Genomic DNA, 24,055 nt, shown 5'->3' with positions numbered 1-24,055 from the left:
AGGGGACTCTGAACCGGTGGCTGCCCCAAACGGTTCAGAAAGACCCTGCAGACATGAAAAGGGTATAAAAGTAGGGAAGAATTGCAAATATGCCCTCCTGCCGGAATACACGACAAACCAACGGCCCCGGTGAGGCCGCGCTTGGCGTATTCACAAAACAGTGAGCTTATTTGCGCATCTTCCCAACTCCAATCTCATGATATCTGAGGACAGTATAACCAAATCCGGCGGGTTTGTCAACCGGCTTTCAGCCAGCGGGGCAGCCGTTCCGGGTTCATGACGGCCATCAGGCCGAAAAAGAGGCCCAGAGCCAGCAGAATATCCCCCACGCTGGCGAAGCCTTGGAAGAAGGGGATGGGGCAGTAGAAGATATCGCCCAGGAAGAGCAGGCGGGTCCTGCCGCCCGCCGCGCAGTACATGGGCACCCGGCCCGCCAGCAGAGAGGCGGCGCCCTCCGGAGAGAGGACGGCCAGAGCGCTGCGGGCGACGGGCATCCGCCAGCCGTTGACGGCGATGACCGCCAGATTGCACAGGCTCCCCAGCCCCATCAGGAGGGCGGTCTTGCGCAGATGCCGGTTAAACCAGAGAAAGGCGAAGAGCAGCAGATAGGAAGCGGGGAGAAGGGTCCAGCCCCAGATGCTGTAAGGCTCGGGCGAAAAGAGGGCCGCCGCCCGCTGGAGCGCCAGGGCCAGGACGGGCAGGAGCAGGAGACGCAGCCCGGCCCCCTCGAACCGGGAGAGCCGCCCGCCGGCATACCAACCCACGGCGAGGGCGAGAAGCCCGCCCAGTATCAGCATAGGGCCACCTCGGACGGTTCCTCCACACAGCGGGCCAGTGCGCCGGACTCGGCCAGGGTGGCGGCCACCTCGGCCACCTCGGGGTGGAACTGCCTGCCCGCCTCTTCCCGGAGAATCTGGGCGGCAACCTGGGGGGAACGGCCGTGGCAGTAGGGCCGCTCGCTGGTGATGGCGTCGTAGGCGTCGGCCGCGCCGAGAATATAGACCTCCAGAGGGAGCTCACCGCCCGCGGTCCCGTCGGGATAGCCGCCGCCGTCGTAGCGCTCGTGGTGGTGGCGGACCAGCTCGATGATGTCCTGGAAGAGGTCGATGTTGCGGAGAATCTCCACGCCGGTGGCGGGATGGGTCTGGATGACCGCCCGCTCCTCAGCCGTGAGGGCGGCGGGCTTCTGGAGGATGGCGTCGGGGATGCCGATCTTGCCGATATCGTGGAAGATGGCCCCGGTCTGGAGCCGCTGGACCAGCTTGGGGGAGAGCTTCATCTCCTCCGCGATGCGCACCGCGTAGACGCCCACCCGGCTGGAGTGGCCCTTGGTGTAGGTGTCCTTGGCCTCCAGCGCGGCGGTGAAGGCCTTCACCATGCTGTACTGCTGCTGCTTGGCCGAGAGGAAGAGCTTGAAGGAGTACCGGGCCAGCAGCAGAGGCAGCATAAAGAGCAGAGCCACCCAGATACCGGCGGAGGTCTGGAGGAGGAGGGAGAGAAAATAGCCGATGGGCGCGGCGCAGGCCACGCTGGGCAGGAGGCTGAGAAACATCTGGAAGATGGCGGGATAGAATTTGGTGTGATACTCCAGCGAGAAAAAGAGGAGCATCAGGACCGCATTAACCGCCATGGCCGCCAGAATGAAGAGGGCGGCGGGCAGGAGCATGCCGGGGAGGGTGATGTCCCCGGGGACGCCGCCCACCAGGTAGTAGGCCAGGCCGCCCGCCCAGTAGGAGAGGGCGTGACAGCCGATGTTGAAGAGGGTTTTAAGGGGGCTGGTGTTGAAAATATGCTGATAGCCGCCGCCGTCCGGGGCGGGGACCACCACGAGGGGGAAGGAGACGACACTGATCAGCACGGCCGCCTCCGGCCCCAGCAGAAGGGCGGAGGCCAGAATGCTGATGAAAGAGAGGTCCACTGTACAGTCCTGCCGGATATAGATGGGGAGGCAGCAGCACAGCCAGCAGAGAAAGAGCAGAAGCAGGAAGGTGCCGATATTCTGGGCCGACCAGGCGATGGGTCCGTCGATAAAGAGGGCCCAAACGGCCCAGACGGTGATGCCCAGGCCCAGCAGACCGGTCAGCATTGTATAGCACTTTGAAACAGGGCGCATAGAAGCCTCCAAACAAATCATGGGTATTACGTCAAGTCGAATGCAGCGTGCGCCGGTCTCCACCCGCTGCCGCGCTGCCTGGGTATGACGGCAGACGGCGGGGAACGCCGGATGGAGTCGCTTCATTTGACGTGAAAAAATCATCCATAGAGCGGAGTAGTGAGCCCCGAAACGCCGCTGGGCGTTTCGGGGCGCGGGGGTCAGCGGAGGGTGAAGAACGCGCCGCCGGCCAGGAGCAGGGATGCCAGGGATGTAATCGCGGCAAAAAACTTCGCCTTATTCATGGAATACGGCCTCCTTGTGAGTACTCTGTCACTCGCTTGAGACAGGCCATATCCGCTTCGCTAACAAAGATAAGGGGTGTGCTAGACGGCCTCCCCGTCCGCAAAGGGGAGCGCCAGAATCCGCCGGTTGACGGCGTCCAGCGCCGCCAGGGCCACCGAGAGGTTGGGGTCCTCCCCCTGGTAGCAGGCCCCCAGCAGGGACTCGGGGCGGCCGGCGGTCTCCAGCCGCAGGCCAACCAGGACGGCCGTTTGGCTGTTCATGGGGAGCTGCCGGGCCTCCTCCACACGGAAGCGGCAGCCGGAGGCGAGAAATTGGTTGATGGCCTCCACAGCCGCCTGGGCGATGGCCCGGGAACGGCCGGAGGCGGAGAGGTCGGAGCAGGCGACGCCGGTGCGGAGCCGGTCCTCCAGCCGGAGAGTGACCGAGGCCTGAAGCTCGGTCCGGCCGGTGGAGAGCTCCAGATGGTCGCAGATGAGCCTGCGGCTGTCCAGCCCGGGCAGTCCGGGAATCTGGGCCACGCTGATGATGCGGTGGTCCAGGGTGAGCTGGAACCGGGCCAGCAGGGCGGACTGGATGTCACGGACAATCTGCTTGGGGGTCCGGGAGTGGTCGGAGAGCACATGGACCTCACGGATGACGCCGGAAGAGACGACGAATTCCACGTTTAAAATGCCTGGAAGCTGCTCTGTGAGCGCTTTCCAGGCCGCTTCCTCGGATGAAATGGACGGGACAAGCTGATCCATGGCTGCCTCCTAACCGAAAATGGTCAATTCTCATTTTCTCATTATACTAACTCCAATCCCCACGCGCAAGGAGTAACAGCAAAAAAACGAAAAAAAGCGAATTATGGCATTAAATATAGCAAATTTACCAGTCCCTGTATGTGCCGGGGCGGCGGCGCATAGGATGGAAGAGACGAGGGGTGAACGGTATGGAGGAGCGTTTTCAACTGGGGCAGGCGGGGGGCCGCCTTCTCATGCGGGAGGAGGGCGGCCGGGTTGCGTTTGAGGCCGAGCGGCCCGAGGACGGCCGGGGCCTCTATAAGGCCTATCTCACCGGCGCGGGCGAAAAGTTTCTGCTGGGCACCTTCATGCCTGAGGGCGGTATGCTGCGGCTGCGGCGGACACTGACGGTGAATGAGCTGAGCAGGCGGGGACTCTGGCCGGTTACGGGGGGCACGGCGGAACTGGCCTTCGCCTTCCGGCAGGGAGACGGACAGCCCCAGACGCCGCCGTCCCGGCAGCACGCCCCCCAGGGCTGGCGCCTGGAGAGCGCGCCGGGGCGGCTGCTGGGGGACCGGCTGCTGGTCCAGTCCGCCGCCGGACTGACCGGGGCGCTGGTGCGGCGGCGGGAGGGCGGCTTCGACCTGGCGCTGGCCTACGAGTTCAACAGGCCGTTTCCGCTGACGCCCCTCTTCTGCTTCGCCCGCCTGGAGGAGATAAACGGGCGGGTGTACGCGGTGTTTCGCTTTAACCAGAAGGGGTGTCCCAGGCAGGAGCGGGATTGAAACACGATTCTTTTTCAAATGGCGAATAAAGGCAATGGCGGGGGACATACTAGCCATGCAAAACTTTTAAAGGAGTGAGTACCATGGCTAACCTTACCAGCAAAGAGCTGGCCGGCATTTCCGACCAGCTGAACTTCGAAAAGGTACTGTGCTGCAAGTATCAGGCCGCCGTTCAGGAGTGCACCGACGCCGATCTGAAGCCCTGCTTCCAGCAGTACGCCGACCAGCACAAGCAGAACTACGACTGCCTGCTGAACTACCTGAAGTAAAAAGGGAGGAAAAGGAACATGAACGACCAGGAACGGATTACAGACCTCATTCTGTCGGAGAAGAAGATGAGCTCCAACTACGACACCTTTGCCTCCGAGTGCGTGAACGTCCAGCTGCGGGACGAGTATCTGAAGATTTTCAACCAGGGCCACCAGACCCAGACCGACCTCTTCAAGGCCGCCCAGCAGAAGGGCTGGTACCAGGTGGAGCAGGCCCCCGAGAGCAAGGTCAGCACCGCCTACCAGAAGTTCTCCAACCAGAAGCCCCAGTAAACGCGCTGTCCAGTCGTGCGGCCCGCCGCCCGGCTGGACAGAATTGCGCTTTCGCCCCGAAGAATCCGGCTTGAAGCCGCGCAGAGGGCCCCGGCAGATCCTTTCGGATTGCCGGGGCCCTCTGTACGGTTTTTATCCCGGCCTTTTTAGCGGGTGGATATTGTTTCCGGACGCGGATTGTGTTACAATATCCGCACTGTTTTGACACAGACCTAAGGAGGAAAGAAGATGGAAGCGAAGAAAAGCAAAAAAGGCACGCTCATCGCCCTGGCGGTGCTGGCCGCAGTGCTGATCGGCTGCCTGGCGCTCTATTTTGCCATGAAGCCCGCGCCCCAGGCCGGGGGCAAGAGCATCGTGGTCGAGGTGGTCCACGGCGACGGGACCAGCAGGGAATTCAAGCTCTCCACCGAGGCCGAATACCTGGGCGGCGCCCTGGTGGAGGGCAAGGTGGTGGAGGACAACCAGGGCGACTACGGGCTCTACATCCTCACCGCCGACGGCGAGACCGCGGACGAGGGCAAACAGGAGTGGTGGTGCGTCACCAAGGGCGGCGAGACGGTTATGCTGGGCGCGGATCAGCAGCCCATCGCCGACGGGGAGCACTACGAGCTTACATTCACGGTGGGCTATGATTTCGACGTCTGATCCGCACCAGGGCGGTCTGCCCGGCGGAAGCGGCCGGCTTGACGTCAGGGGCGTCGTGGTGCTGGCCCTGCTGGGCGCGGTGCTCTTTGTGGCCAAGATGGCGATGGCGTGGCTGCCCAACATCGAGCCGGTGTCGCTGCTGGTGATGGTGTATACCGTGGTCTTCGGGCGGCGGGCGCTGTACCCCATCTACATATACGTGGCGCTGGAGTGCATGGTTTGGGGCTTCAACTACTGGACCATCAGCTACCTGTACGTCTGGGCCGTCCTGGCCCTGCTGGCGTGGCTGCTGCGGGGGATGGAGTCCGGTGTGGGCTGGGCCGTCCTGTCGGGGGCCTTCGGGCTCTGCTTCGGCGCGCTCAACGCCCTGGTCTACTGGGCCGCGGGGGGCTGGGCCTTCGCCGTGAGCTGGTGGGTCATGGGAATCCCCTATGACGCGCTCCACTGCGCGGGGAATTTCGTCATGGCGCTGGTGCTCTTCGCGCCCTGCCGGAAGGTGCTGACCAGGCTCTCCAGGCAGGTGGGGCTGATTACGTGACATCAGGCTGTGAAAGCGGTCCGGCGGACCGCTTTCACAGCCTGATGCTATGCGGGGGGCTCGACGGGATTGACGTGGACCATGCAGTGCTTGACCTGGGGGAAGCGGGTCTCAATGGCGTCGTGGACCCGCTGGGCGGCGGCATGGGCGCGTCGGAGGGACACGAGGGCGTCGGCGCGGATCTCCACGTCCACGTAGATGCGCTCGCCGAAGAGCCGGGTTTTGAGCTGGTCGATGCCCAGGACCCCCTCCTGCTCAAGAATCAGGGCGCGGAGGGCGGCGGCGGTTTCTGCGTCGCAGGCGTGGTCGGTCAGCTTGCTGACGGCGTCCCGGCAGATATCCACGGCGGCTTTGAGGATGAACAGGCAGATAATCACGCTGGCGATGGGGTCCAGGATGGGGAGGCCCAGGCGGGCGCCCAGGATGCCGGCGAAGCTGCCCACCGAGGACAGGGCGTCGGAGCGGTGATGCCAGGCGTCGGCGATGAGGACGCTGGAGCGGATGCGCCGGGCTGCGGAGCGGGTATACCAGTACATGGCCTCTTTGACGGCGATGGAGACGACCGCCGCTATCAGCGCCAGGACGCCGGGGACGCCCGGATGGACGCCGGGATTCAAGATTTTGCGCACGCCGGCCCAGCCGATGCCCAGGCCGGTGACGAAGAGGACGGCCGCCAGCAGCAGGGCGGCGACGCACTCGAAGCGCTCATGCCCGTAGGGGTGCTCCCGGTCTGAGGCCCGTCCGGCAAGTCTGACACCGGCGATGACAATCAGGGTGCTGAACACGTCGGAGGCGGAGTGGACCGCGTCGGAGATCATGGCTCCGGAGCGGGCGAATACGCCGGCGAAGAGCTTGAAGGCGGAGAGCAGAAGATTCCAGACGATGCTGACCCAGGACACGCGCATGGCCAGGCGCTGGGCGGCTTTGGGTTCCATGGCAGGACCTCCCCGGTTGATAAAGAGTTCCTGTCAGCCTATGCGGCGGCCGGGCGGTTTGATACAGGGCGGGTGGCCTTAGCGGCAGTCGGTATAGCGCTGCTCCACGAAGGGCCAGTTGATGACGTCGAACCACTTCTCCACGTACTCGGCCCGGCGGTTCTGATAGTCCAGATAGTAGGCATGCTCCCACACGTCCACGCAGAGGAGGGGGAAGAGGCCGCAGGTAAGGGGGCTGTCCTGGTTGGCGGTCTTCTGGATGGAGAGGGCGCCGCTCCGGTCGGAGACCAGGAAGGCGTACCCGGAGCCGAACTGACTCAGGGCCGCGTCCTTCATCTGCTTCCTGAAGGCGTCGTAGGGGCCGAAGGCACGCTCCATCGCCTGGGCCAGCTCGCCGGAGGGACGTCCGCCGCCCTGGGGGGAGAGGGCCGCGAAGTAGAGGACGTGGTTGTAGATGCCGCCGCCGTTGTTGCGGATGGCGGTTCGCTTGGCCTCGGGGATGCGGTCCAGCTCCGTCAGTAGCTGGGAGAGGGGCCTGGACTGGCACTCGGGGCAGTCGGACAGGGCGGTATTCAGATTGTCCACGTAGGTCTGAAAGTGCTTGTCGTGGTGAAAATGGAGGGTCTCATCCCCGATTTTGGGGGCCAGCGCCTCGTAGCTGTAGGGCAGGGGCGGAAGCTGATAGGGGTAGCATAAGTCCATAGATATCTTCCTTTCCGGTTGTACGAAATTGTTTTTTGCGCTATACTGTCTGTGCATATGATATTATTTGGAGTTTATTGAGGTAACATACAGATGACGGATTATTTTCATTTAAACGCCGCGCCCGACGAAATTCGGGCGATCAGCAGTCTGGGTCTGGCCCATCTGGGGGACGGGGTCTTTGAGCTCATGGTCCGCTCCTGGCTCTGCCTCCACGGCAAGGCCACCAACAAGGGCCTGCACAGGGCCACGGTGCGCTACGTGGCCGCGCCCGCCCAGGCGGCGGCGGCGGAGCGCCTCCTCCCGCTTTTGAGCGAGGAGGAGGCCGACGTTTTCCGCCGGGGGCGCAACACCAGCCCCCACTCGGTTCCCAAGGCCGCCAGCCGCAGCGATTACCAGACCGCCACGGCGGTAGAGGCCCTGTTCGGGTGGCTCTACCTCCAGGGGCGCACACAGCGGCTCAACGAGCTGTTTTCCGTTATGATGGAGGAATAAGATGCCTTTAGACGCAATTTGCCTGACCGCCGTGGCGGAGGAGCTGAAGAAGACCCTCACCGGCGGCAAAATCGATAAAATCTACCAGCCGGGCCGGGATGAGATCGTGATGGCGGTGCGGGGCGCGGGGGAGAATGTGAAGCTCCTCCTGTCCGCCAACCCCAGCCATCCCCGGGTCCAGTTCACGTCAATCAGCCGGGAGAACCCTGCGGAGCCGCCCATGTTCTGCATGCTCCTGCGAAAGCACCTGACCGCCTCGCGCATCCTGGCGGTCACCCAGCCCCATCTGGAGCGGGTATTGCAGTTCGAGCTGGAGTGTCTGGACGAGCTGGGGGACCGGGTAAGCCGCACTCTGGTGCTGGAGGCCCTGGGCCGCCGGTCAAACCTCATTCTGCTGGACGGGGAAGGGCGCATAACTGACTGTATGCGCCGGGTAGACGCCGATATGTCTGCCCGGCGGCAGGTTCTGCCGGGCATGTTCTACCACCCGCCCGTCCCCGTGGAGAAGCGGGACCCGCTGGCCATGGGTGGGGACGGGCTGCGGGAGCTGATCCTGGACGCGGACGGGGAGAAGGCGGCGGACAAGTGGCTGCTGGATACCTTCAACGGCCTCTCGCCTCTGGTGTGCCGGGAGCTGGCCTTCCAGGCCGGGGGAGACCCCGCCGCCCGCTTCCTGGAGCTGGGCGGGGAGGGCCGGGAGCGGCTTGCCGCCCGGATGGCCGGGTTTTTGGAACGAGTGAGGGATAACGACTTTACGCCCTATATGCTGCTGAAGGAGGGCAGGCCCTTCGACTTCTCCTTCCAGCCCATACTGCAATACGGCATGGATGTGGAGCTGCGGCGGATGGAGAGCTTCTCCGCCATGCTGGACGAGTTCTACGCCGCCCGGGAGAACGCCGAGCGGGTGCGCCAGCGGGGGCAGGACCTCATCAAGTCGGTCACCAGCGCCCGGGACCGCACCGCCCGGAAGCTGGGCAACCAGCGCAGGGAGCTGGAGGCGACCCGCGACCGGGAGCGCCTGCGGGAGCTGGGGGATATTATCACCTCCAGCTTCCATGTCATGGAGAAGGGGATGGCCGTCCTGCGGGCGGCGGACTTCTACGACAGCGAATGCCGCCAGGTGGAGATCAAGCTGGACCCCCTGCTCACCCCCCAGCAGAACGCGGCCAAGTACTACAAGGACTACAACAGGGCCAAGACGGCGGAGAAGATGCTCGCCATCCAGATTGAGAAGAACGAGGCGGAGCTGGAGTACCTGAACAGCGTCCTGGAGAACATCACCCTGGCCGAGGGGGAGAAGGACCTGCAGGAGATCCGCCAGGAGCTGACCGAGACGGGCTACCTCCGCCGCTCCTCCAAGGCCAGGGGCCGGGAGAAGAAAGTGGCGGGGAAGCCCATGGAGTTCCGCTCCTCCGCCGGACTGCGCATCTCCGTGGGCAAAAACAACAGCCAGAACGACGCGCTCACCACCAAGATGGCCTATAAGAGCGACATCTGGCTCCACACCCAGAAAATTCACGGCTCCCACGTCATACTCTGGGCCGAGGGGGGCGAGGCGGACACCCGCAGCCTCACCGAGGCGGCCGTACTGGCCGCCACCTTCTCCCAGGCGGGGGACAGCAGGAAAGTGCCTGTGGACTATACAAGCGTGAAATTTGTGAAAAAGCCCGCCGGGGCCCGGCCAGGGATGGTGGTATACACCACCTATCAGACCGCCTATGTGGACCCGGACCCGGAGCTGGCGAAGAGGCTGAGGGTGAAGTAAAATCGCCGCCGGAAAAGAACAACTGCACTCGGACGGGTCCACACAGGTCGCGCCCTTTGGCGCGTACAAGCGTTTTGCCGTGGCAAAACCTTGATGCCGGGCGGATTTACTCCGCCCGGGCAGATTTGGACGATAAGGTCCCCGCAAACGCCGGCGTTTGCGGGGCGGACCCGGACCCGGAGCTGGCGAAGAGGCTGAGGGTGAGATAAGCATGGAGACATTGAGACTCACGAGTCCCGACTTTGAGGCGGGGGGATGGATTCCCAGGCGCTTCACGGCGCGGGGGGAGGACCGCTCGCCCTCGTTCAGGCTGGAGGGGATTGTACCCGGGGCGGAAAGCCTGGCCCTGATGCTGGAGGATGCCTCCCACCCCATCTTCCCGGATTTTCCCCACTGGGTCATCTGGAACCTCCCCGTAACGGAGGAGATTCCGGGCGGAATCCCGGCGGGCGAGCGGGTGGCCGCCCTGGACGGCGCTGTCCAGGGCGCCGCATACGGCAGGCACCGCTACAAGGGGCCGAAGCCGCCGCTGCGGACCATACACAACTACCGATTCACCGCGTTTGTGCTGGACGCGCCCTGCGATCTGCCGCCCAGCGCGGGAAAGCGGGAGCTGCTGGCGTGGATGGAGGGACATCTCCTCCAAAAGGCGGAGTTGATGGGGGAATTTCAAAGCCGTCGGGCTGAGAAAATCAGCCGCTGAATAGGGGATTCTTCACCAGTCCGAAGACTGGTGAAGAATCCCCATCGATAGAAGACAAGGCTTGAGGTGAAATCAAATGGACAGCTACAACATCCTCGTAGTGGAGGACGACCAGGACATCAACCGCCTTCTCTGCAAAATTCTGGAGGGGGGCGGGTACTGCTGCCGCCCGGCCTTTTCGGGCAGCGAGGCCGTCCTCTGGGCGGAACAGTACGACTACGACCTTATCCTGCTGGATCTGATGCTCCCCGGCCTCACAGGGGAGGAGTTCATCGAGCAGATGCGCAGGAAAAAGACCATGCCCATCATCGTCCTCTCCGCCAAGGCGGGGCTGGAGAGCCGGGTGAACGTCCTCAAGCTGGGGGCGGACGATTTTATTCCCAAGCCCTTCGACAACGCCGAGGTGCTGGCCCGGGTGGAGGCCCAGCTGCGGCGGTACAAGCAGTTTTCCCGGCCCGACGGGGAGGGGAAGAGCGTCTACACCTGCGGGAACCTGGTGCTGGACCGGGAGAGCGTCACGGTGACGGCGGGGGGAAAGCCGGTCCAGGTCACCGCGCGGGAGTTTGAGATCCTCTCCCTCCTCATGGCCCACCCCAAGAAGGTTTACACCCGTGAGCAGCTCTACGAGCAGGTCTGGGGCGGGGAGTTCTTCGGCGACGACAACACCGTCAACGTCCATATCTCCAACCTCCGGGCCAAGCTGGCCAAGGCCAGCGACGCGGAGTACATCAAGACTGTTTGGGGTATCGGGTTCAAGATGAACGAGCTTTAGAGATTCTTCACTTTTCCTTTAGCACGGATTGTTGACTTGCCGTTATACTGGCATCAAGTTCAGAAAGAAAGGTTGATGCCACATGGCAGAAGGCGTTCTTGTCACCCGGAACCTGACCAAGCGATATGGTCCGTTTACCGCGGTGGACAATGTGAACCTGAATATTGAAAAGGGCCAGATTTACGGCCTGGTGGGCCGCAACGGCGCGGGCAAGACCACCATCATCCGCATGGTCACCGCCCAGACCGTTCCCACCGGCGGGGAGGTGGAGCTCTTCGGGGCCACCGCGCCCGCCGACCTCTCCAGGATGCGCGCCCGGACGGGCGCCATGGTGGAGACCCCCAGCTTCTACCCCTATCTGACCGCCCGGGAGAATCTGGAGTACTATCGCATCCAGCGGGGCATCCCCGGCAGGGGCTGCGTGGACGAGGTGCTGAACTTCGTGGACCTGGCGAAGACGGGGAAGAAGAAGTTCAAGAACTTCTCCCTGGGCATGAAGCAGCGGCTGGGCCTGGCCCTGGCTCTGATGGACCACCCCGATCTGCTGCTGCTGGACGAGCCCATCAACGGCCTGGACCCGGAGGGGATCGTGGAGTTTCGCAACATCCTGCTGGACCTGAACCGGGAGCAGGGCACCACCATCCTCATCTCCAGCCACATTCTCTCCGAGCTTGCCAATCTGGCGACCCACTACGGCTTCATCGACGGCGGCCACATGCTGGAGCAGATCTCCGCCAAGGTCCTGGCCGAGAAGTGCCGGGCCTGCATTGAGCTGAGTGTGGACGACGCGGCCAAGGCCGCCCAGGTGCTGGAGCAGGCCATGGGCGTGCGGGACTACGAGGTGCTGCCGGGTCAGGTCATCCGGCTCTACTGCCATCTGGACGAGCCCGCCCGGGTCACCCAGACTTTGGTGGAGGGGGGCGTGGCCCTCCGCTCCATTGAACAGAAGGGCGCCAACCTGGAGGATTACTACCTCGGCCTGATCGGGGGTGTCCGCCATGGTTAACTATATGCGCGCGGAATTTTACAAGGTTTTTCATCGCCGGTACACCTATATTTTCCTCCTGGTCCTCCTGGCCTGCGAGGGGCTGCTGGTGGCGGGCTGGGCCTTTACCAACGCCAACGGCAACGACGTGGGCTTCGACTTTGGGGCCGGGGTCTTGGCGATGATGCTCTCGGTGGGGCTCTACTGCACCGTTCTCACCGGAGACCTGGTGTTCTCCGACCAGTACAAGTTCAACACCCTTAAGAACGAGGTGTCCTACGGCCTCTCCCGCCTTCGTATCTACCTGGGCAAGCTGCTGGTCTCCTGTATCACCGCCCTGGTGCTGTGCGCGGTCATTATCGCGACCTATGTGGGCATGTGCTGGCTGGTGCTGCCCCACGACATGGCGACGGCGGGGCAGACCCTGTCCAACCTAGGCTTCTGCCTGCTGGTGGCCCTGCCCGTCTGGCTGGGCTGCCAGGCGCTGGTGATGATGTTCTTCTTCCTGCTGCGCAGCAATACGGTGGCCTCCTTCCTGATCGTGGGCGTCATTATGGCCGTGCCCCAGGTGCTCAAGCTGTTGGGGGCGATGGTCCATCCTGTGTTCCGATACGCCTACAACGTCATGCTCACCCCTGTGCTGGACGCGGCGCCCAACATGGTGGGGGATTGGCGGCTGGTCGGGTTTGCCTGCGCCGTGGGCGCGGGCTGGTTCCTGATGAGCACGGCAATCGGAGTGGTAATCTTCCGGAAGAGAGAGATCAATTAGCGAAACGAAGGTGGCGGCGGTGCTCAATTATATCAAAGCGGAGCTCTATAAGGTCTGCCGTCGGAAGTATACCTGGATTTTCTTTGCCGTTATGCTGGTGCTGGAGAGCCTGTTCGCCCTGGTGTGGACGGGATCATGGGAGTTTTCCGACATGGTGGCCCTGATGACCACTACGATGCCCGTGGGCAGCTATCTGGCGGTAATTCTGGCGGACCTGGTGATCTCCGACCCCTATAAATCGGGGACGCTGAAAAATGAAATCTCATTCGGAATTCCCAGAAAGCGCGTCTACCTGGGGAAGCTCTGCTCCGCCGTCGTAGTGTCGCTGCTGTTCTGCGCAGTTCTCTTTTCCCACTACCTGGCCGGATGCTGGCTCCTGACGGGCCACAGCAATCCGGAGATGATCCGCGCCAACCTGGGCATCCTGGCTTTTGTGGCCGCCGCGTCACTGCCCCTCTGGATGGGGACGCTGGGACTGGCCGTGGCGCTGCTGATGACGCTGCGCAGCGAGATGCTGGCGGTGATTATGGTCTTCCTCACCATCACGGTGGGGACTGGGGTGCTGGCGCTGCTGTCCATGATTCAGCTGGAGCCTATCAGGAGCATCGCCTCGCTGGTGCTGAGCATTCTGCCTTCGTCCCAGTTTGGGCAGTATCAGGATGCGCTCACCTGGGATCTGATGGTGAGAAACTGGGCCATCGGCCTGGGCTGGGTCGCCGTGACTGCGGCCGTGGGGCTGGCGGTGTTTCAGCGGCGGGAAGTGAAATAGGGACGAAACACTTGTGATACCGGCCCTCGGGCCGGTATCACAAGCCGTGTTTTCAGATGATGAGGAGGGGGAACGGCGGTGAAGATCATTCTGATTGTAATTCTGGCCGTTCTGTGCCTCGTCCTCCTGCTCCGGGCCTACACGGTGGAGCGCGCCCTGCGGAGGGCGGCGCGCCAGCTCCGGGAGCGGGAGCAGGAGGGAAGCAGCGCCCGGCTCCTCCTGGCCGCGCCCAACTCGTCGGCGGAGGCGCTGCTGGCCGCCGTCAACGGCCTGCTGGAGCTGCGCCAGGCCGACGAGGCCGACTATGCCCGCCGGGAGAAGGCCCTGCGGCAGCAAATCTCCAACGTGTCCCACGACCTGCGCACCCCGCTCACCTCCATTCTGGGGTACCTCCAGCTCCTGGAGGGGGACGACCTGGCGCCCGACGAGCGGCGGGAGTATCTGGGCATCATCGAGAGCCGGGCCAAAGCCCTTCAAAGCCTCATCACCAGCTTTTACGACCTGAGCCGCCTGGACGGGGGGGAGTACCCCATCGTGCGGGAGAGGGTGGACCTCTACACGGTTCTCGGCGGGCTGGTGGCGGCCTTCTACAACGACCTGACCGGCTCCGGTCTGGATGTGTCGGTGGAGCTGGACGAGGGGCTGCCCCAGGTATGGGGGGACGCCTCGGCGGCCCTGCGGGTGTTCTCAAACCTCATCCGCAACGCCCTGGACCACGGGGTGGGAAGCCTCGCCATCCGGCTTTGCCGGGAGGGGGACGAGGTGGTCAGCGTGTTTGAGAACGGCTCAGGGGGCCTCACCCAGGAGGACGTGGCGCACGTGTTTGACCGCTCCTTCACCTCGGACAGGAACCGCACCAGCCAAAATACCGGCCTGGGCCTCGCCATCGTGAAAGCGCTGGCCGGGCAGATGGGGTGCAGGGCGGAGGCCGGGCTGAGAGGGGGCCTGTTCTCCATCTCGGTCCGCTGGAAAATAGCCAGATGATACGCCGCCCGGGGTTCGGGCGGATTTACACCAAAGGGGGACGCGCCGCGTCCCCGCCAATTGTCAAGTCCATTTGAACAAAAAATTATTTTTGTGGTGGGCAGACAGAATTTTGGAGGGTGGCAAGATGCAGGGCGAATAACTCAGCGGCGGTAGCGTAATTCAAGATTCTGCGGGGCATGGCGTTGATAGCGGCGGCGGCACGGGTGCAGTCCCTTTGCGTGGCCCGGCGCAATGACTTGCCCTTGGGGAAGTAGCGGCGATAGAGGCGGTTCACGTTCTCACCGCTACCACGTTCGCATGAGGTGTAGGGGTGGCAATAGTACACATCCAGACGCTTATTACCATGCCTGTCGTGCTCCATGCCATAGCAGTCGGAGAACTCACAGCCGTTGTCTACCGTCAGGCTTTTAAACGTACCTCTTGGGAATTTTGAAAGTGCACTGTCAAGAGCCTTTACGGTGGAAGCCGCCTCTTTGGAGCGCACACGAACGCAGACAGTATAACGTGTGAGGCGCTCAATGAAAGTCAGAATAGATTCACTACGGCCCGCAGATTTACCAATAACGCTGTCAAGCTCCCAATGACCAAAGGTATCACGATTCTGAATCTCGCGGGGGCGGTCCTCAATAGACTTTCCACGCGGAGGCCGGGCCGCAGGCTGGACATGGTCCTTCTTGCGTTTACGCTTTGGCTTCTCCTGCAAATTCTTGTTAGTCACACCTGGGATATAGCCCTGGTCAATATAGCGATAGAGGGTAGCCGTTGAGACGGTCCACTTGCCTTCACGCCGCATACGGCCCACAACAACATCTGGAGACATGCCGCTGAGAATTGCATTTGCAACTTCGGCGGCATAGTCATATCTATGGCCCAGCTTAATCGGGACACCCTTAACAGTGGCCTGATTATCGGCATAGTCCTGGCCCAGTTGAGCAGAGTAGCGTACAGGCCGCTTCGCCGTTTCAGCGCCCATATGCTCATACAGGCCATGCTTGACCTCATAGTGAATAGCAGACGGAGAGAAACCCAATTCATGGGAAATAAAACGGTAGCTATGGCCAGCATTATAAAGAGCCTCTATCTTCAAGCGATAGGTCCAGGTAATGCGCTTATACTTTTTCTCCCGCTCCATGAAAACCCCTCCAAAATATTGAAAGTGAATATTCAAGAACTCCAAAAAGCAGATTGAGCGCCAGGGTAGCTAAAAACTACCTTGGCGCTCACTTTTTTGGTTAATTGGAAAATATCACATTTCGACACTATTCGTCAAGTGGAAAAATTAATCAATAGAATATGTTGTCGGGAGACAAGTCACCCAGGGTCCCGTGACGCCCAAAAATTATACCGGAGTAAACCCGTGTCCTACAGTTAGCGGGAGGTAATCGTTACAGCTTTCTACAGGAGGCCAGCGGTTATCGCTACAGCCGCCACGGGCGGGACGAAGGGTACAGGGTGTCCCTGCGGGACGGCTGTGCACGAAAACGGTTTTCCGTCAAGGCCAAAAAAATTTTCGCTCTCGCGGGGGAGCGAAATTTTTTCCGCAAGTGGGCCTTGCGGGGGACGGCCCAGCCTTGACAGCAAACAGTATTCGTGCGTCGCAGTGTTCAACAAAGCTCGCGAGCGAGCTTTGTTACACCAATTCTTTATCTTGGGGAACGGGAGGAGGACCGGGCATGAAAGAGACAGTCAAAACCAGCAGGACGGCAGGGTACCTGGAGAAGATGTTCCGGGCGCTTAACCAAGACTTCTTTAACGGGGAGCTTGAAGAACCTATTATCACAATCCAGAGCACCCCCAGGGCCTACGGACACGTCACAGTGGGCAAGACGTGGAAGCGCAAGGACGATTGGAGGCACGAACTAAATTTAGGCGCTGAGACACTGGAGAGACCCATAGAGGCCATCACGGCCACAATGGTACATGAAATGGTACATCTGTACAACATCGCCCACGAAGTACAAGACTGTAGCCGGGGCGGACTGTACCACAACAAACGGTTTCGGGACGAGGCAGAACGGCGGGGGTTGGTCATCAGCCATCATGAAAAATACGGCTGGAGCACGACAGAGCCAAGTGAACGCCTGATTGACTACATCATCGACCAGGGATGGACAGAGATAGCCATGAACCGGGGCTACGGCTGGACACCTCCACCAAGCGCAGGAGGCAAGGCAGGCGCAGGAGGCAAGGGAGCCGACACGACACCGCCGAAGAAATCCAGCACACGCAAGTATGTTTGTCCCAAGTGCGGGCAGAGCATCCGGGCAACAAAGACGGTCAACATTATCTGCGGAGACTGCATGGAGCAGATGCAAGAAGTTTGAAAGTGCACATTCAAGCTGGCCTATCGGCTATACGGGGAGAAAGGAACAGAGCATGCACAGAACATGGAAAGCACACAACCACGTTACAGAAGAGATTTTGGAAAGCCAAAATTTAAGAGTCTTGATGGAAGCCATCAGATGGACTATGACATTCATACCTGAGAACCATATCACCAACTGGACATTCAGGCGCGGAGGGAGGGCAACGCAATGAAGATTATCAACGCCATAAAAAACAAGCTGCGCCCCGTCAAGGAGGAGAGTAGATGCAGGACATGTAAGGAACTAGGGTCATGTCCAGCGGCCTACACTGGGGTTCTGTATCCGTGTCCGTACTACAAGGAGGAGCCGACGCAATGAAGATGATTAACCCCAAGGGGGAGGAAATTTATTACAACGTGGTCACCAAGCACGACAAGGTGCGGTATGTCGTCCAGGCGGCATCAGGGCAGACCATCCGGGGCCGGGACAGGCAGAAGACCAAGAGCAGGACGTTTGCCCAGGAACATCAAGTCGAGGCGTGGCTCAGGCGGAACGGGTACACGGCAAGCTGATACATAGCGAGACCCCCGGCAGATGATTCTGTCGGGGGTTATTTTACGGGCAAGGCGATTTTGAAAGTGCACATGCAAGAGTTTTTCCACGGGTAAAAAGTCGGAAGAACGGGGCAGGGGGTATATACGGGTATCCCCAGGCGGGAAAGGCCGTCAGAGGGCCGCAGGAGAGGCATCAGAGGGCGGGAGAGCATCAGCGGCAGGGACTTCCATGTAAGGGAGTTCCGGGAGGTCAGGAATGATATGACTGTCGAAGTATTTGGAGTATCTGGGGATGAGTGTGAGAGTCCAGTTCCAAAACGGTTTGAAGGCCAGGGTTTCAGCAATGCGGGATTCGGCATCGGCGGAAGGTTCAGTAAGAGTGATGTTCTTAGAGATGCGTTTTCCCATGGAGAAGACACGGGCAACATTGGCATGAAGGAACATACCGTCACAGAGGTCACGGAGCTTCTTGTCAACGTCGAAGGTCTGGGAGGCCATATAGACGATACAGTGATAATGGCGCTGGAGCTTGAAGAAGTCACGGACGGAGGGCTTGAAGTTTTTGAAGTTCCGGGCATCCCACACCATACCCACTTCATCCAGGAGAAGCACGGAATCGGAGCAGGGGACGAAATCGCCCAGGTCATCAATATTGAAGATACGAACACCGGGGATATTCAGATCAGTCATATTGGTATAGACCGTCCAACCCTTCTTTACGTAGCGTAGGGCAAGCTTGACGAGGTATGTGCTCTTGCCACTACCCTTTTTACCAAAAACCAGATACAGGCGATAAGGATTGATATAACGGCGGGTAACACGGTCAAAGACAAACATACCGACAAAGAAAGCAAGAATACAAATAAGTAGGGGCACACATCACACCTCCATAAAGAATGGGAGCGGCCCGCCCGGCAGAGCCGTGGGCGGGGCCGCTCCGTTTGTTTAACCGCGGGTAGACAGCAGACGCTTGAACATACCCACACCCAGGCCGCAGAGGGGAACGCCAACGGCGAAGAGCAGGAGCACGGGGGTACTGGTGATAGTGGTTCCGACAGTGGCAACCCAGCCAATGGCAGAAGTGAAGACCGAAGTCACAGCAGTAAGCAGAGCATCCATTTAATTTCATCCTTTCATTTTTGAAGTGTATTTTTCAAATAGGGTTAGCCGCGAGTAGAAAGCAGACGCTTGAACATACCAACGCCAAGGCCGCAAAGGGGGACGCCAACGGCGAAGAGCAGGAGCACAGGATTGCCAACGATAGCTTCGCCAACCTTGGCAACCCAGCCGAAAGCGGCAGTTACGACATTACCGACATTGGACAGGAGCAGAGGGATACCAGTCAGCACAGGCTCTTCCATTTCATTTCACCCCCTTTCCCGGGGTAATCATTATCTTGAAAGCCTTTACCACGAAGCAAAAGCAAATCAACCCGAACAGGTAAAAGACAGGCTCAGAAAGCAGGAAATCCGACAGGGCCGTGAGCATCGCCACGGAGAAATCAATCATGGGTGTCATTTACTCAGAAGCACCCCCACCAGACGAAAAAAACAGTAGAGCACCACGCCAAAGAGGAACACGCCAGCGATATAGGGCCAGTCCACACCAGCCAGACCAGAGGCCACGGCGGTGACGGTCTCGCCAGCGGCATCTATTACCGTAGTGGTTACAGGCTCATAAGCTCCAAAAATTGCAAGAATTACATCTTTCATCTTCTATCCTTTCCAGCATCACGCAAATCAGTAAGTGTATCAGAACCGATAGAGCCAAAACCGAACATATACGCCAGGAGCCGCAGGGAGAGCGCCGCCAGGAAGAGGCCGACGAAGAGCGCCGCGAAGGTAATACCACCCATGCCGGGAACCTGGACCTGAGTAAAAAACTTCCAAGAAGCCGACAAGAAAAAACTGATACAGGATATAAGCTCCACGACAACACCCCCTTAGAGAAACGGAATCATATTTTTGATAAGCGTTATGACACGGATGATACCAATGAGAGAGAAAATGAATACCACACCGGAGCAGAGCATAGAAAGCGGCAATGGCATCCAGCCAAACAACATACCGATGTAAAACACAAAATCACCCCTTCACGGCTTGCAGGAGACCCAGAAGCAGGAACGTACCGAACGTACTGACAATCAGAAGTTGAACCGCCATCGGGAGCGAGTTAAACAAGGTGCTCAAAAAGGAGAAGACACCCACAGTCTCAGCTATCAATCCCATATGTCCGCACCTCCATAGGTTGCAAAGCCGAAAACGCCATCCTGTCCGCTGAACGCCGAAAAGAAGCCGCTGATACCAGAACCAAGACTGGTAAAGAAACCAACCACGCCGCCGAATATCGTACTGAACAGGCCAGAGATGAGCGACCAAAGAGCATTGACGATACTGCCGACGATATCAAAAATGTTGAATCCATCTTCCTCATCAGAGGAGCCGGGGATATCTGGCAAGTCCGTATCACCGGGGAAGCCACCGCTACCACCGCCGCCGCCACCGTTACCGGGCGGACCTACATCAGCCGTGTCCTTATGCTCCGTGCCGCACTTGGAGCACTTATAGATGGTATAACCCGCCTGGAGCAAGTTCCCGTTATCGTCGTAGCTGGCATTCACTGTCTCGCGGACAACCCATATATGACCAATAGCGGCCACAGGCTCAGTGTAGGTATCGCCGCACAGCATACAGATGTAGCTGCGCACACCGGGGATAAGGCAGGTGGGAAGCTCCGTCACAGCGGAGGTATAGGAGTGAGTACAGGGCCTAGGAGTAGGCGTGGGAGTAGGGTCCACAGGAGGCGGGTCCACAGGTTCATCCTTCGGAGTCATATAATAATAGTTGTAGACGTTAGTCACATTGCCAGAGTCAATAATGGTTATCCGTGCGCCATCGTCTCCGTACTCCAGAGTTGCCCGGCCCTGATTGTTTGCAAGGGCGATATCATAACGGCGGTTTTCGTAGTCATAATACCAAGAATCAGCTTGAAGGGTTTTACCCGTAATGGGGTTGTAGAGATAGCCGCCCTCTTCGTTGAACATGCCGCTATCCTTAGCCACGTAGACAATGATTTCGCCAGTATCATTCTGGTAGCCGTATGTAATGCCAGTCAGGGAACCGGGGCGGGAATCTCGCCCAACCTCACCTTCACCCTGAACATCAAGAGCGCCAGAGGCAGGTAAAACCTTTAGTATGTAATCAGATAGCTGAACAGTAGCAATGCATCCAGCGGGTTGAGTAACATTGAAAAGGCTACACGTAGACGAATAAGGAGTGCCCGCCTCATGAAACTCACTAACGCCTGAACCACCAAACGAATACATAGAAACAATGGGCGCCGCCGTAGGAGACGTTAAATATGTCCTGGTGCCAGTACAACCAATAACGGTATAATAACCGTCGATAGGATACTCGAAAGCGTAGGTCACGCTACCAGAACGAGCACCATATGAAGGCCATTGAAACACAAAGGACAAACTGGAACGTGAAGCGGCACAATCAGCAGTTAGCGTTCCTACCTCATCATTAGAATAAGGGCCGTCAGGGTGATGAGAGCAACGAAGATAAATCCGCGGACTTGAGCGGGAGAACGACAGATAAGAGTGAGGAACCGCAAGGTAAAGACAACCGTCCGAAGTAATTACAGATGAACCAAAATTGTTTTGTATGTTGATTGTGTAACGCCCATAGGCATCCTGCCAGTCAGATTCTGTTGCGGTTTCGGGGGTGACTTCAGGGGCAAGGAACGCAGAAATAAAACCTTTCAGCCACGAAAAAGCATCACCGTCCCCACCTTGAAAAGTTAACATCTTCCAAAAGTTGGTCACAACATATTCACCAGCATCACCAATGGTAGCGAATGAAACCGTAACAACAGAACTAAAAACAATGACAAACGACAGAATTAATGCTATAATCCGTTTACACATAACACACCAACCTTTAGAAGGGAGATAACATGGGAAAAACCTATTGGATATGCTGGTCCATCTCTTCAACCCTAATGATACTTTACATGACCCCAATCGGACTGGTAGTAGCACTTATAACATTAGCAATTATCCCACTTACAAATAAAATCCTGAAAAACAATCAAAAAAATGACACCAGCAAAAATATTCAAAATCAGATAGACCTACTCGCCAAACAACTTGGAATTGAGTACGGAACACCAGAGGAGAAGCTAATCCAAATTGCATCGATAGCCGCTAAAGGACAGGAGCAGGGCCGCGAGTAATCACGGTCCTATTCTTTTTTCCACGGGCAAAAACGAAGGGGAATGAGGCATGGGGGATACAGGGATATACCCCAGATATTCGAGCCGCTAGAGGCCGCCAAGAGCCGCACAGGAAGCAGAAGACCAATAGCCAACAATGTGAACCGGGAGAAGCGCTATCCCCTTTGAACCTTCGCTTGAAACTACACTTTCAAAAACAATGTTGAAAGCACACTTTCAAGAGGAAGTTTTTTTGTATCCCCTCCCGGCTAGGAACCGGGAGGGGATACGAGAGAGAAGAATGGAGAAAAAATCAGAGGTCAGCGGAGAGCTTGTCCAGAGCGGAGCAGACCAGAGACGGTGGAACCGCGCCACTCATAACCAAACCGCGAATACTGGTCATATAAAGCTGGAGTACATCATACGGGGAGCAGTTTTCAACGGTGGTATACACGTCGGCACCATTACCAACAATTGAAATTTTTTGGCTCATTTCACGCCTCCATACCAATTTGTTCGGGGTCAGGTTCATCTGCATCGTCAATCCATCTGTGACGGTCCAGATACGCCTGGACACTCTCATACTCAGCCACACGACCGTTATCCCGATACTCAACCACATGATGGATACGACGGTGAAACGCCTTGCGGCTTTCAGAATCGACGTTCAGATACTGGTCATCCGGGGGAATGTTAGTGATAATGAAGACTTGGGTATAACAGGCTTGCCGATTGAAGTAACGGCAGGGAAGCAAGAGCGGATAGCCGTCCAGGTAGTTGAGCATATCGCCATGCTTTAAGCCGCCCCGGAACTCTTCAAAGATAAGCACGTCCTGCCCGTCATAGGTATCAAAGGGATGCTTGTAATCGGTAACGCGATAGCAGTTGGAGTAGCCGAACTTGTCCATGACAGAACGAGTCTTGCCCATGCCAGTTTTGCCGAAGATGTATGTAACCGTCAGGTCACGCCAGGAGTTAGCAAATTCCTTGTCGCGGAGCAGGGAGCGGGTACGCTCTACCTTGTCGATGCTCAGCATGGCAGAAGGGACGGCTTCCACGATTTCCAGGTTATCCGCCCCATCTTTCAGGAGCGCCAAAATCTTTTCTACGTCCTTGCTCTTGCCCTGTTGTTCGCGGGGGAGTTCACCCCATTCCTGGAAGGTATCAGAGTGATTCACGCCGACGTGACGCTTGCCAGAGCTATCCACATAATCGTAAGAGCCGTCAGACTGCTTGTTGTATTTCTCGCCATCCTTGAGCACATAATCCCGGTTCTGTTGAGACGTGCCCTTGACGTTCTCGCGGTGAGCGCCAGGGAATGCATTGGCAAGAACGGTATGGGCCTTGGGATTCTGGAACACGATGTACAAGTGCGTATGGTACGTCCCTTCGGAACCAACCTCATTACACATACACCAGTAAACCACGGCGGCGAGGTTTTCAATGGCTTCCACGATAGCCCCATGGGTGAAACCGTGTTCCTCCGGGTTGTTGAACGTCAATTGCCATTTTCGAGATTGTGGCAAAGCGAAGCCCCCTTGTCATACAGCATACAAACATACAAAAGTCGGGAAGGGTAATACTGGCCTTCCCGACCCCCGCGCTACGCGCGGGGATGCATAGGTGGGGGCCGGGTACGGAAAAGGATGCACCAATGCCGTAAATAGCACTTGGCGCACTTCTTGCCATAGTTAGCACATGGATTGGGGTCTTCCAGATGTGAGAGACCCATCAAAATCACCTCTCACACATCAACGTTAACCGAAGCACCACGCCAACGGCAAAGAGCACCGCATAAATACACAAAACCGCCAGGATATCCAAGCCGCAAAACCACGCCCAGAAGGAACTAAAAAAAGAACATAAGGCGCTTGCAACAGACTCAGAAAATTCCCATACAGTCATAGGGCATTACCGCCGGGGCTGAATAAGCTCGAAACTCACCGGATAACCGCGATTGTCGAATTCCACGTTGTAGTCTTCGCCCACTTTGATATCAGCAAAGGGGACCTGTGCAGGGTCCAGTGCAAGCGTCTGAGCCGCCAGGCCCTCAACGCCACGGGCCGCACTGTTATAGTGCACCTGATTGAAATTGTAGTCCCGGCCGGACTTCTTGCTTGTACCCTCCAAATGGGCCTTACCAATTACTTTAATTCTCATTCTTTTACACTCCTAAATATTTTTTTTGATACAGGTCGGCCCTGTTCAAATAGAAGTGTAAACCCACCGACGCGCCGCGTCCCCCTTTTTCAGTTGACAAGCTCTATGGGAAGTGCTATCCTTACAATAATTGAGCAAACCTAACAAAAAGTTATGAAAGCCGACAAAAAGAAAGGTGGAGGGGCTCGTTGGCAAAGGTACTACGGAAAGCGGAGCTGAACAGCAGCGTGACGCTGCTGGAGGTAGAGGCGGCGAAGATAGCGAAGAAGGCGCTGCCGGGGCAGTTTATCATCCTTCGGATCGAC

General features: G+C 58.6%; 31 protein-coding genes and 1 pseudogene. 17 read left to right on the top strand and 15 right to left on the bottom strand.

The genetic code is table 11. The features are described from left to right. Positions 1-236: 236 nt before the first annotated feature. The 3 genes from H8S62_RS14400 to H8S62_RS14390 form a co-directional block, all read right to left on the bottom strand. A complete protein-coding gene (locus H8S62_RS14400; RefSeq protein WP_186919979.1) occupies positions 237-797 on the bottom strand; it encodes a DUF5317 domain-containing protein in 561 nt (186 codons plus the stop codon). Further along, positions 791-2,113, bottom strand: coding sequence for an HD-GYP domain-containing protein (locus H8S62_RS14395; RefSeq protein ID WP_186919977.1), 1,323 nt, complete (start codon positions 2,111-2,113; stop codon positions 791-793). Before H8S62_RS14395 ends, H8S62_RS14400 begins: the two co-directional genes overlap by 7 nt. Before the next feature lie 365 nt (positions 2,114-2,478). After that, complete coding sequence (locus H8S62_RS14390; protein ID WP_186919976.1) at positions 2,479-3,141, bottom strand: hypothetical protein; 663 nt, start codon at positions 3,139-3,141, stop codon at positions 2,479-2,481. Positions 3,142-3,329: 188 nt separating this feature from the next. Between H8S62_RS14390 and H8S62_RS14385 the strand changes: the two genes are divergently transcribed. From H8S62_RS14385 to H8S62_RS14365, 5 genes are all read left to right on the top strand, one after another. Beyond that, positions 3,330-3,905 (top strand): hypothetical protein, encoded by a 576-nt coding sequence (locus H8S62_RS14385; protein WP_155149856.1) that lies wholly within the window; start codon positions 3,330-3,332, stop codon positions 3,903-3,905. A gap of 83 nt (positions 3,906-3,988) precedes the next feature. Then, positions 3,989-4,174: a spore coat protein gene (locus tag H8S62_RS14380; RefSeq protein ID WP_155149859.1), complete on the top strand. Its 186-nt coding sequence runs from the start codon at positions 3,989-3,991 to the stop codon at positions 4,172-4,174. An 18-nt stretch (positions 4,175-4,192) separates the two neighbouring features. Next, a complete protein-coding gene (locus H8S62_RS14375) occupies positions 4,193-4,447 on the top strand; it encodes a spore coat protein (protein WP_155149861.1) in 255 nt (84 codons plus the stop codon). Positions 4,448-4,675: 228 nt separating this feature from the next. Beyond that, the gene (locus H8S62_RS14370; protein WP_155149863.1) at positions 4,676-5,092 is read left to right on the top strand and encodes a DUF4430 domain-containing protein; all 417 of its coding nucleotides are present in this window, start codon (positions 4,676-4,678) and stop codon (positions 5,090-5,092) included. After that, positions 5,076-5,630 carry a hypothetical protein gene (locus tag H8S62_RS14365; protein WP_243141883.1) on the top strand — a complete coding sequence of 185 codons (555 nt, stop codon included), beginning with the start codon at positions 5,076-5,078 and terminating at the stop codon, positions 5,628-5,630. The genes H8S62_RS14370 and H8S62_RS14365 overlap by 17 nt, the downstream gene beginning before the upstream one ends. A 47-nt stretch (positions 5,631-5,677) precedes the next feature. Here the strand turns inward: H8S62_RS14365 and H8S62_RS14360 are convergent, their stop codons facing one another. Next, positions 5,678-6,565: a cation diffusion facilitator family transporter gene (locus tag H8S62_RS14360; protein WP_186919974.1), complete on the bottom strand. Its 888-nt coding sequence runs from the start codon at positions 6,563-6,565 to the stop codon at positions 5,678-5,680. Positions 6,566-6,643: 78 nt separating this feature from the next. Next, positions 6,644-7,267 carry a superoxide dismutase gene (locus H8S62_RS14355; RefSeq protein ID WP_186919973.1) on the bottom strand — a complete coding sequence of 208 codons (624 nt, stop codon included), beginning with the start codon at positions 7,265-7,267 and terminating at the stop codon, positions 6,644-6,646. Positions 7,268-7,360: 93 nt separating this feature from the next. Between H8S62_RS14355 and H8S62_RS14350 the strand changes: the two genes are divergently transcribed. From H8S62_RS14350 to H8S62_RS14315, 8 genes are all read left to right on the top strand, one after another. Beyond that, positions 7,361-7,762, top strand: a complete 402-nt coding sequence (locus H8S62_RS14350; RefSeq protein ID WP_155149869.1) for a Mini-ribonuclease 3 — start codon at positions 7,361-7,363, stop codon at positions 7,760-7,762. Position 7,763: 1 nt separating this feature from the next. After that, complete coding sequence (locus H8S62_RS14345; RefSeq protein ID WP_186919971.1) at positions 7,764-9,527, top strand: Rqc2 family fibronectin-binding protein; 1,764 nt, start codon at positions 7,764-7,766, stop codon at positions 9,525-9,527. 211 nt (positions 9,528-9,738) lie between these two features. Then, positions 9,739-10,230, top strand: coding sequence for a YbhB/YbcL family Raf kinase inhibitor-like protein (locus H8S62_RS14340; RefSeq protein WP_155149874.1), 492 nt, complete (start codon positions 9,739-9,741; stop codon positions 10,228-10,230). Positions 10,231-10,306: 76 nt separating this feature from the next. Then, positions 10,307-11,002: a response regulator transcription factor gene (locus tag H8S62_RS14335; protein WP_186919969.1), complete on the top strand. Its 696-nt coding sequence runs from the start codon at positions 10,307-10,309 to the stop codon at positions 11,000-11,002. Positions 11,003-11,084: 82 nt separating this feature from the next. Beyond that, entirely contained in the window at positions 11,085-12,008 is a 924-nt protein-coding gene (locus H8S62_RS14330; protein ID WP_186919968.1) for an ABC transporter ATP-binding protein, read from the top strand. Further along, a complete protein-coding gene (locus tag H8S62_RS14325; RefSeq protein ID WP_155149880.1) occupies positions 12,001-12,756 on the top strand; it encodes an ABC transporter permease in 756 nt (251 codons plus the stop codon). The genes H8S62_RS14330 and H8S62_RS14325 overlap by 8 nt, the downstream gene beginning before the upstream one ends. A gap of 19 nt (positions 12,757-12,775) precedes the next feature. Next, positions 12,776-13,525 carry an ABC transporter permease gene (locus H8S62_RS14320; protein WP_186919966.1) on the top strand — a complete coding sequence of 250 codons (750 nt, stop codon included), beginning with the start codon at positions 12,776-12,778 and terminating at the stop codon, positions 13,523-13,525. 78 nt (positions 13,526-13,603) lie between these two features. Beyond that, a complete protein-coding gene (locus H8S62_RS14315) occupies positions 13,604-14,509 on the top strand; it encodes a histidine kinase dimerization/phospho-acceptor domain-containing protein (protein WP_186919964.1) in 906 nt (301 codons plus the stop codon). A gap of 85 nt (positions 14,510-14,594) precedes the next feature. On the opposite strand, the gene H8S62_RS14310 is transcribed toward H8S62_RS14315, so the two are convergent. Next, complete coding sequence (locus tag H8S62_RS14310; RefSeq protein ID WP_186919963.1) at positions 14,595-15,644, bottom strand: IS30 family transposase; 1,050 nt, start codon at positions 15,642-15,644, stop codon at positions 14,595-14,597. 541 nt (positions 15,645-16,185) lie between these two features. Between H8S62_RS14310 and H8S62_RS14305 the strand changes: the two genes are divergently transcribed. Both H8S62_RS14305 and H8S62_RS14300 read left to right on the top strand, forming a co-directional pair. After that, a complete protein-coding gene (locus H8S62_RS14305) occupies positions 16,186-16,836 on the top strand; it encodes a SprT-like domain-containing protein (RefSeq protein ID WP_186919961.1) in 651 nt (216 codons plus the stop codon). Between the two features lie 356 nt (positions 16,837-17,192). Next, positions 17,193-17,390: a hypothetical protein gene (locus tag H8S62_RS14300; RefSeq protein ID WP_186919959.1), complete on the top strand. Its 198-nt coding sequence runs from the start codon at positions 17,193-17,195 to the stop codon at positions 17,388-17,390. A gap of 153 nt (positions 17,391-17,543) precedes the next feature. Here H8S62_RS14300 and H8S62_RS14295 read toward each other — a convergent pair whose 3' ends face one another. The 6 genes from H8S62_RS14295 to H8S62_RS14270 form a co-directional block, all read right to left on the bottom strand. Next, the gene (locus H8S62_RS14295; protein ID WP_186919958.1) at positions 17,544-18,248 is read right to left on the bottom strand and encodes a zonular occludens toxin domain-containing protein; all 705 of its coding nucleotides are present in this window, start codon (positions 18,246-18,248) and stop codon (positions 17,544-17,546) included. A gap of 69 nt (positions 18,249-18,317) precedes the next feature. Continuing rightward, positions 18,318-18,491 carry a hypothetical protein gene (locus H8S62_RS14290; protein WP_186919956.1) on the bottom strand — a complete coding sequence of 58 codons (174 nt, stop codon included), beginning with the start codon at positions 18,489-18,491 and terminating at the stop codon, positions 18,318-18,320. Positions 18,492-18,535: 44 nt separating this feature from the next. Then, positions 18,536-18,733, bottom strand: a complete 198-nt coding sequence (locus H8S62_RS14285; RefSeq protein WP_186919954.1) for a hypothetical protein — start codon at positions 18,731-18,733, stop codon at positions 18,536-18,538. A 153-nt stretch (positions 18,734-18,886) separates the two neighbouring features. Then, positions 18,887-19,084, bottom strand: coding sequence for a hypothetical protein (locus tag H8S62_RS14280; RefSeq protein WP_186919952.1), 198 nt, complete (start codon positions 19,082-19,084; stop codon positions 18,887-18,889). Then, positions 19,081-19,302, bottom strand: coding sequence for a hypothetical protein (locus H8S62_RS14275; RefSeq protein WP_186919950.1), 222 nt, complete (start codon positions 19,300-19,302; stop codon positions 19,081-19,083). The genes H8S62_RS14280 and H8S62_RS14275 overlap by 4 nt, the downstream gene beginning before the upstream one ends. A 288-nt stretch (positions 19,303-19,590) precedes the next feature. After that, positions 19,591-21,303: a hypothetical protein gene (locus H8S62_RS14270; RefSeq protein ID WP_186919949.1), complete on the bottom strand. Its 1,713-nt coding sequence runs from the start codon at positions 21,301-21,303 to the stop codon at positions 19,591-19,593. Between the two features lie 29 nt (positions 21,304-21,332). Here H8S62_RS14270 and H8S62_RS14265 point away from each other — a divergent pair, with 29 nt between their 5' ends. Further along, complete coding sequence (locus tag H8S62_RS14265; RefSeq protein ID WP_186919947.1) at positions 21,333-21,611, top strand: hypothetical protein; 279 nt, start codon at positions 21,333-21,335, stop codon at positions 21,609-21,611. A 292-nt stretch (positions 21,612-21,903) separates the two neighbouring features. Here the strand turns inward: H8S62_RS14265 and H8S62_RS14260 are convergent, their stop codons facing one another. The 3 genes from H8S62_RS14260 to H8S62_RS14250 all read right to left on the bottom strand — a co-directional run bounded on the left by H8S62_RS14260 (position 21,904) and on the right by H8S62_RS14250 (position 23,750). Then, on the bottom strand, positions 21,904-22,083 hold the full coding sequence (locus H8S62_RS14260; RefSeq protein ID WP_186919945.1) for a hypothetical protein: 180 nt from the start codon (positions 22,081-22,083) through the stop codon (positions 21,904-21,906). Between the two features lies 1 nt (position 22,084). After that, a complete protein-coding gene (locus H8S62_RS14255; protein ID WP_186919943.1) occupies positions 22,085-23,116 on the bottom strand; it encodes a replication protein in 1,032 nt (343 codons plus the stop codon). Between the two features lie 385 nt (positions 23,117-23,501). Then, positions 23,502-23,750 carry a hypothetical protein gene (locus H8S62_RS14250; protein WP_186919942.1) on the bottom strand — a complete coding sequence of 83 codons (249 nt, stop codon included), beginning with the start codon at positions 23,748-23,750 and terminating at the stop codon, positions 23,502-23,504. A 188-nt stretch (positions 23,751-23,938) separates the two neighbouring features. Between H8S62_RS14250 and H8S62_RS18135 the strand changes: the two are divergent. Continuing rightward, positions 23,939-24,055: pseudogene (locus tag H8S62_RS18135) on the top strand (sulfide/dihydroorotate dehydrogenase-like FAD/NAD-binding protein); the annotation flags it as partial.

This window comes from Lawsonibacter faecis (assembly GCF_014287675.1).
Lineage (GTDB): Bacteria > Bacillota > Clostridia > Oscillospirales > Oscillospiraceae > Pseudoflavonifractor > Pseudoflavonifractor faecis.
The sequence above is the reverse complement of the archived record's forward strand: the minus strand, read 5'-3'. Positions and strand labels throughout refer to the sequence as shown.

What these genes read in the sequence shown, in the direction of transcription:
- H8S62_RS14400 (WP_186919979.1), bottom strand. Translation starts at nt 797, where the DNA reads ATGCTGATACTGGGCGGGCTTCTCGCCCTCGCCGTGGGTTGGTATGCC.
- H8S62_RS14395 (WP_186919977.1), bottom strand. Translation starts at nt 2,113, where the DNA reads ATGCGCCCTGTTTCAAAGTGCTATACAATGCTGACCGGTCTGCTGGGC.
- H8S62_RS14390 (WP_186919976.1), bottom strand. Translation starts at nt 3,141, where the DNA reads ATGGATCAGCTTGTCCCGTCCATTTCATCCGAGGAAGCGGCCTGGAAA.
- H8S62_RS14385 (WP_155149856.1), top strand. Translation starts at nt 3,330, where the DNA reads ATGGAGGAGCGTTTTCAACTGGGGCAGGCGGGGGGCCGCCTTCTCATG.
- H8S62_RS14380 (WP_155149859.1), top strand. Translation starts at nt 3,989, where the DNA reads ATGGCTAACCTTACCAGCAAAGAGCTGGCCGGCATTTCCGACCAGCTG.
- H8S62_RS14375 (WP_155149861.1), top strand. Translation starts at nt 4,193, where the DNA reads ATGAACGACCAGGAACGGATTACAGACCTCATTCTGTCGGAGAAGAAG.
- H8S62_RS14370 (WP_155149863.1), top strand. Translation starts at nt 4,676, where the DNA reads ATGGAAGCGAAGAAAAGCAAAAAAGGCACGCTCATCGCCCTGGCGGTG.
- H8S62_RS14365 (WP_243141883.1), top strand. Translation starts at nt 5,076, where the DNA reads ATGATTTCGACGTCTGATCCGCACCAGGGCGGTCTGCCCGGCGGAAGC.
- H8S62_RS14360 (WP_186919974.1), bottom strand. Translation starts at nt 6,565, where the DNA reads ATGGAACCCAAAGCCGCCCAGCGCCTGGCCATGCGCGTGTCCTGGGTC.
- H8S62_RS14355 (WP_186919973.1), bottom strand. Translation starts at nt 7,267, where the DNA reads ATGGACTTATGCTACCCCTATCAGCTTCCGCCCCTGCCCTACAGCTAC.
- H8S62_RS14350 (WP_155149869.1), top strand. Translation starts at nt 7,361, where the DNA reads ATGACGGATTATTTTCATTTAAACGCCGCGCCCGACGAAATTCGGGCG.
- H8S62_RS14345 (WP_186919971.1), top strand. Translation starts at nt 7,764, where the DNA reads ATGCCTTTAGACGCAATTTGCCTGACCGCCGTGGCGGAGGAGCTGAAG.
- H8S62_RS14340 (WP_155149874.1), top strand. Translation starts at nt 9,739, where the DNA reads ATGGAGACATTGAGACTCACGAGTCCCGACTTTGAGGCGGGGGGATGG.
- H8S62_RS14335 (WP_186919969.1), top strand. Translation starts at nt 10,307, where the DNA reads ATGGACAGCTACAACATCCTCGTAGTGGAGGACGACCAGGACATCAAC.
- H8S62_RS14330 (WP_186919968.1), top strand. Translation starts at nt 11,085, where the DNA reads ATGGCAGAAGGCGTTCTTGTCACCCGGAACCTGACCAAGCGATATGGT.
- H8S62_RS14325 (WP_155149880.1), top strand. Translation starts at nt 12,001, where the DNA reads ATGGTTAACTATATGCGCGCGGAATTTTACAAGGTTTTTCATCGCCGG.
- H8S62_RS14310 (WP_186919963.1), bottom strand. Translation starts at nt 15,644, where the DNA reads ATGGAGCGGGAGAAAAAGTATAAGCGCATTACCTGGACCTATCGCTTG.
- H8S62_RS14305 (WP_186919961.1), top strand. Translation starts at nt 16,186, where the DNA reads ATGAAAGAGACAGTCAAAACCAGCAGGACGGCAGGGTACCTGGAGAAG.
- H8S62_RS14300 (WP_186919959.1), top strand. Translation starts at nt 17,193, where the DNA reads ATGAAGATGATTAACCCCAAGGGGGAGGAAATTTATTACAACGTGGTC.
- H8S62_RS14290 (WP_186919956.1), bottom strand. Translation starts at nt 18,491, where the DNA reads ATGGATGCTCTGCTTACTGCTGTGACTTCGGTCTTCACTTCTGCCATT.
- H8S62_RS14285 (WP_186919954.1), bottom strand. Translation starts at nt 18,733, where the DNA reads ATGGAAGAGCCTGTGCTGACTGGTATCCCTCTGCTCCTGTCCAATGTC.
- H8S62_RS14280 (WP_186919952.1), bottom strand. Translation starts at nt 19,084, where the DNA reads ATGAAAGATGTAATTCTTGCAATTTTTGGAGCTTATGAGCCTGTAACC.
- H8S62_RS14270 (WP_186919949.1), bottom strand. Translation starts at nt 21,303, where the DNA reads ATGTGTAAACGGATTATAGCATTAATTCTGTCGTTTGTCATTGTTTTT.
- H8S62_RS14265 (WP_186919947.1), top strand. Translation starts at nt 21,333, where the DNA reads ATGGGAAAAACCTATTGGATATGCTGGTCCATCTCTTCAACCCTAATG.
- H8S62_RS14260 (WP_186919945.1), bottom strand. Translation starts at nt 22,083, where the DNA reads ATGAGCCAAAAAATTTCAATTGTTGGTAATGGTGCCGACGTGTATACC.
- H8S62_RS14250 (WP_186919942.1), bottom strand. Translation starts at nt 23,750, where the DNA reads ATGAGAATTAAAGTAATTGGTAAGGCCCATTTGGAGGGTACAAGCAAG.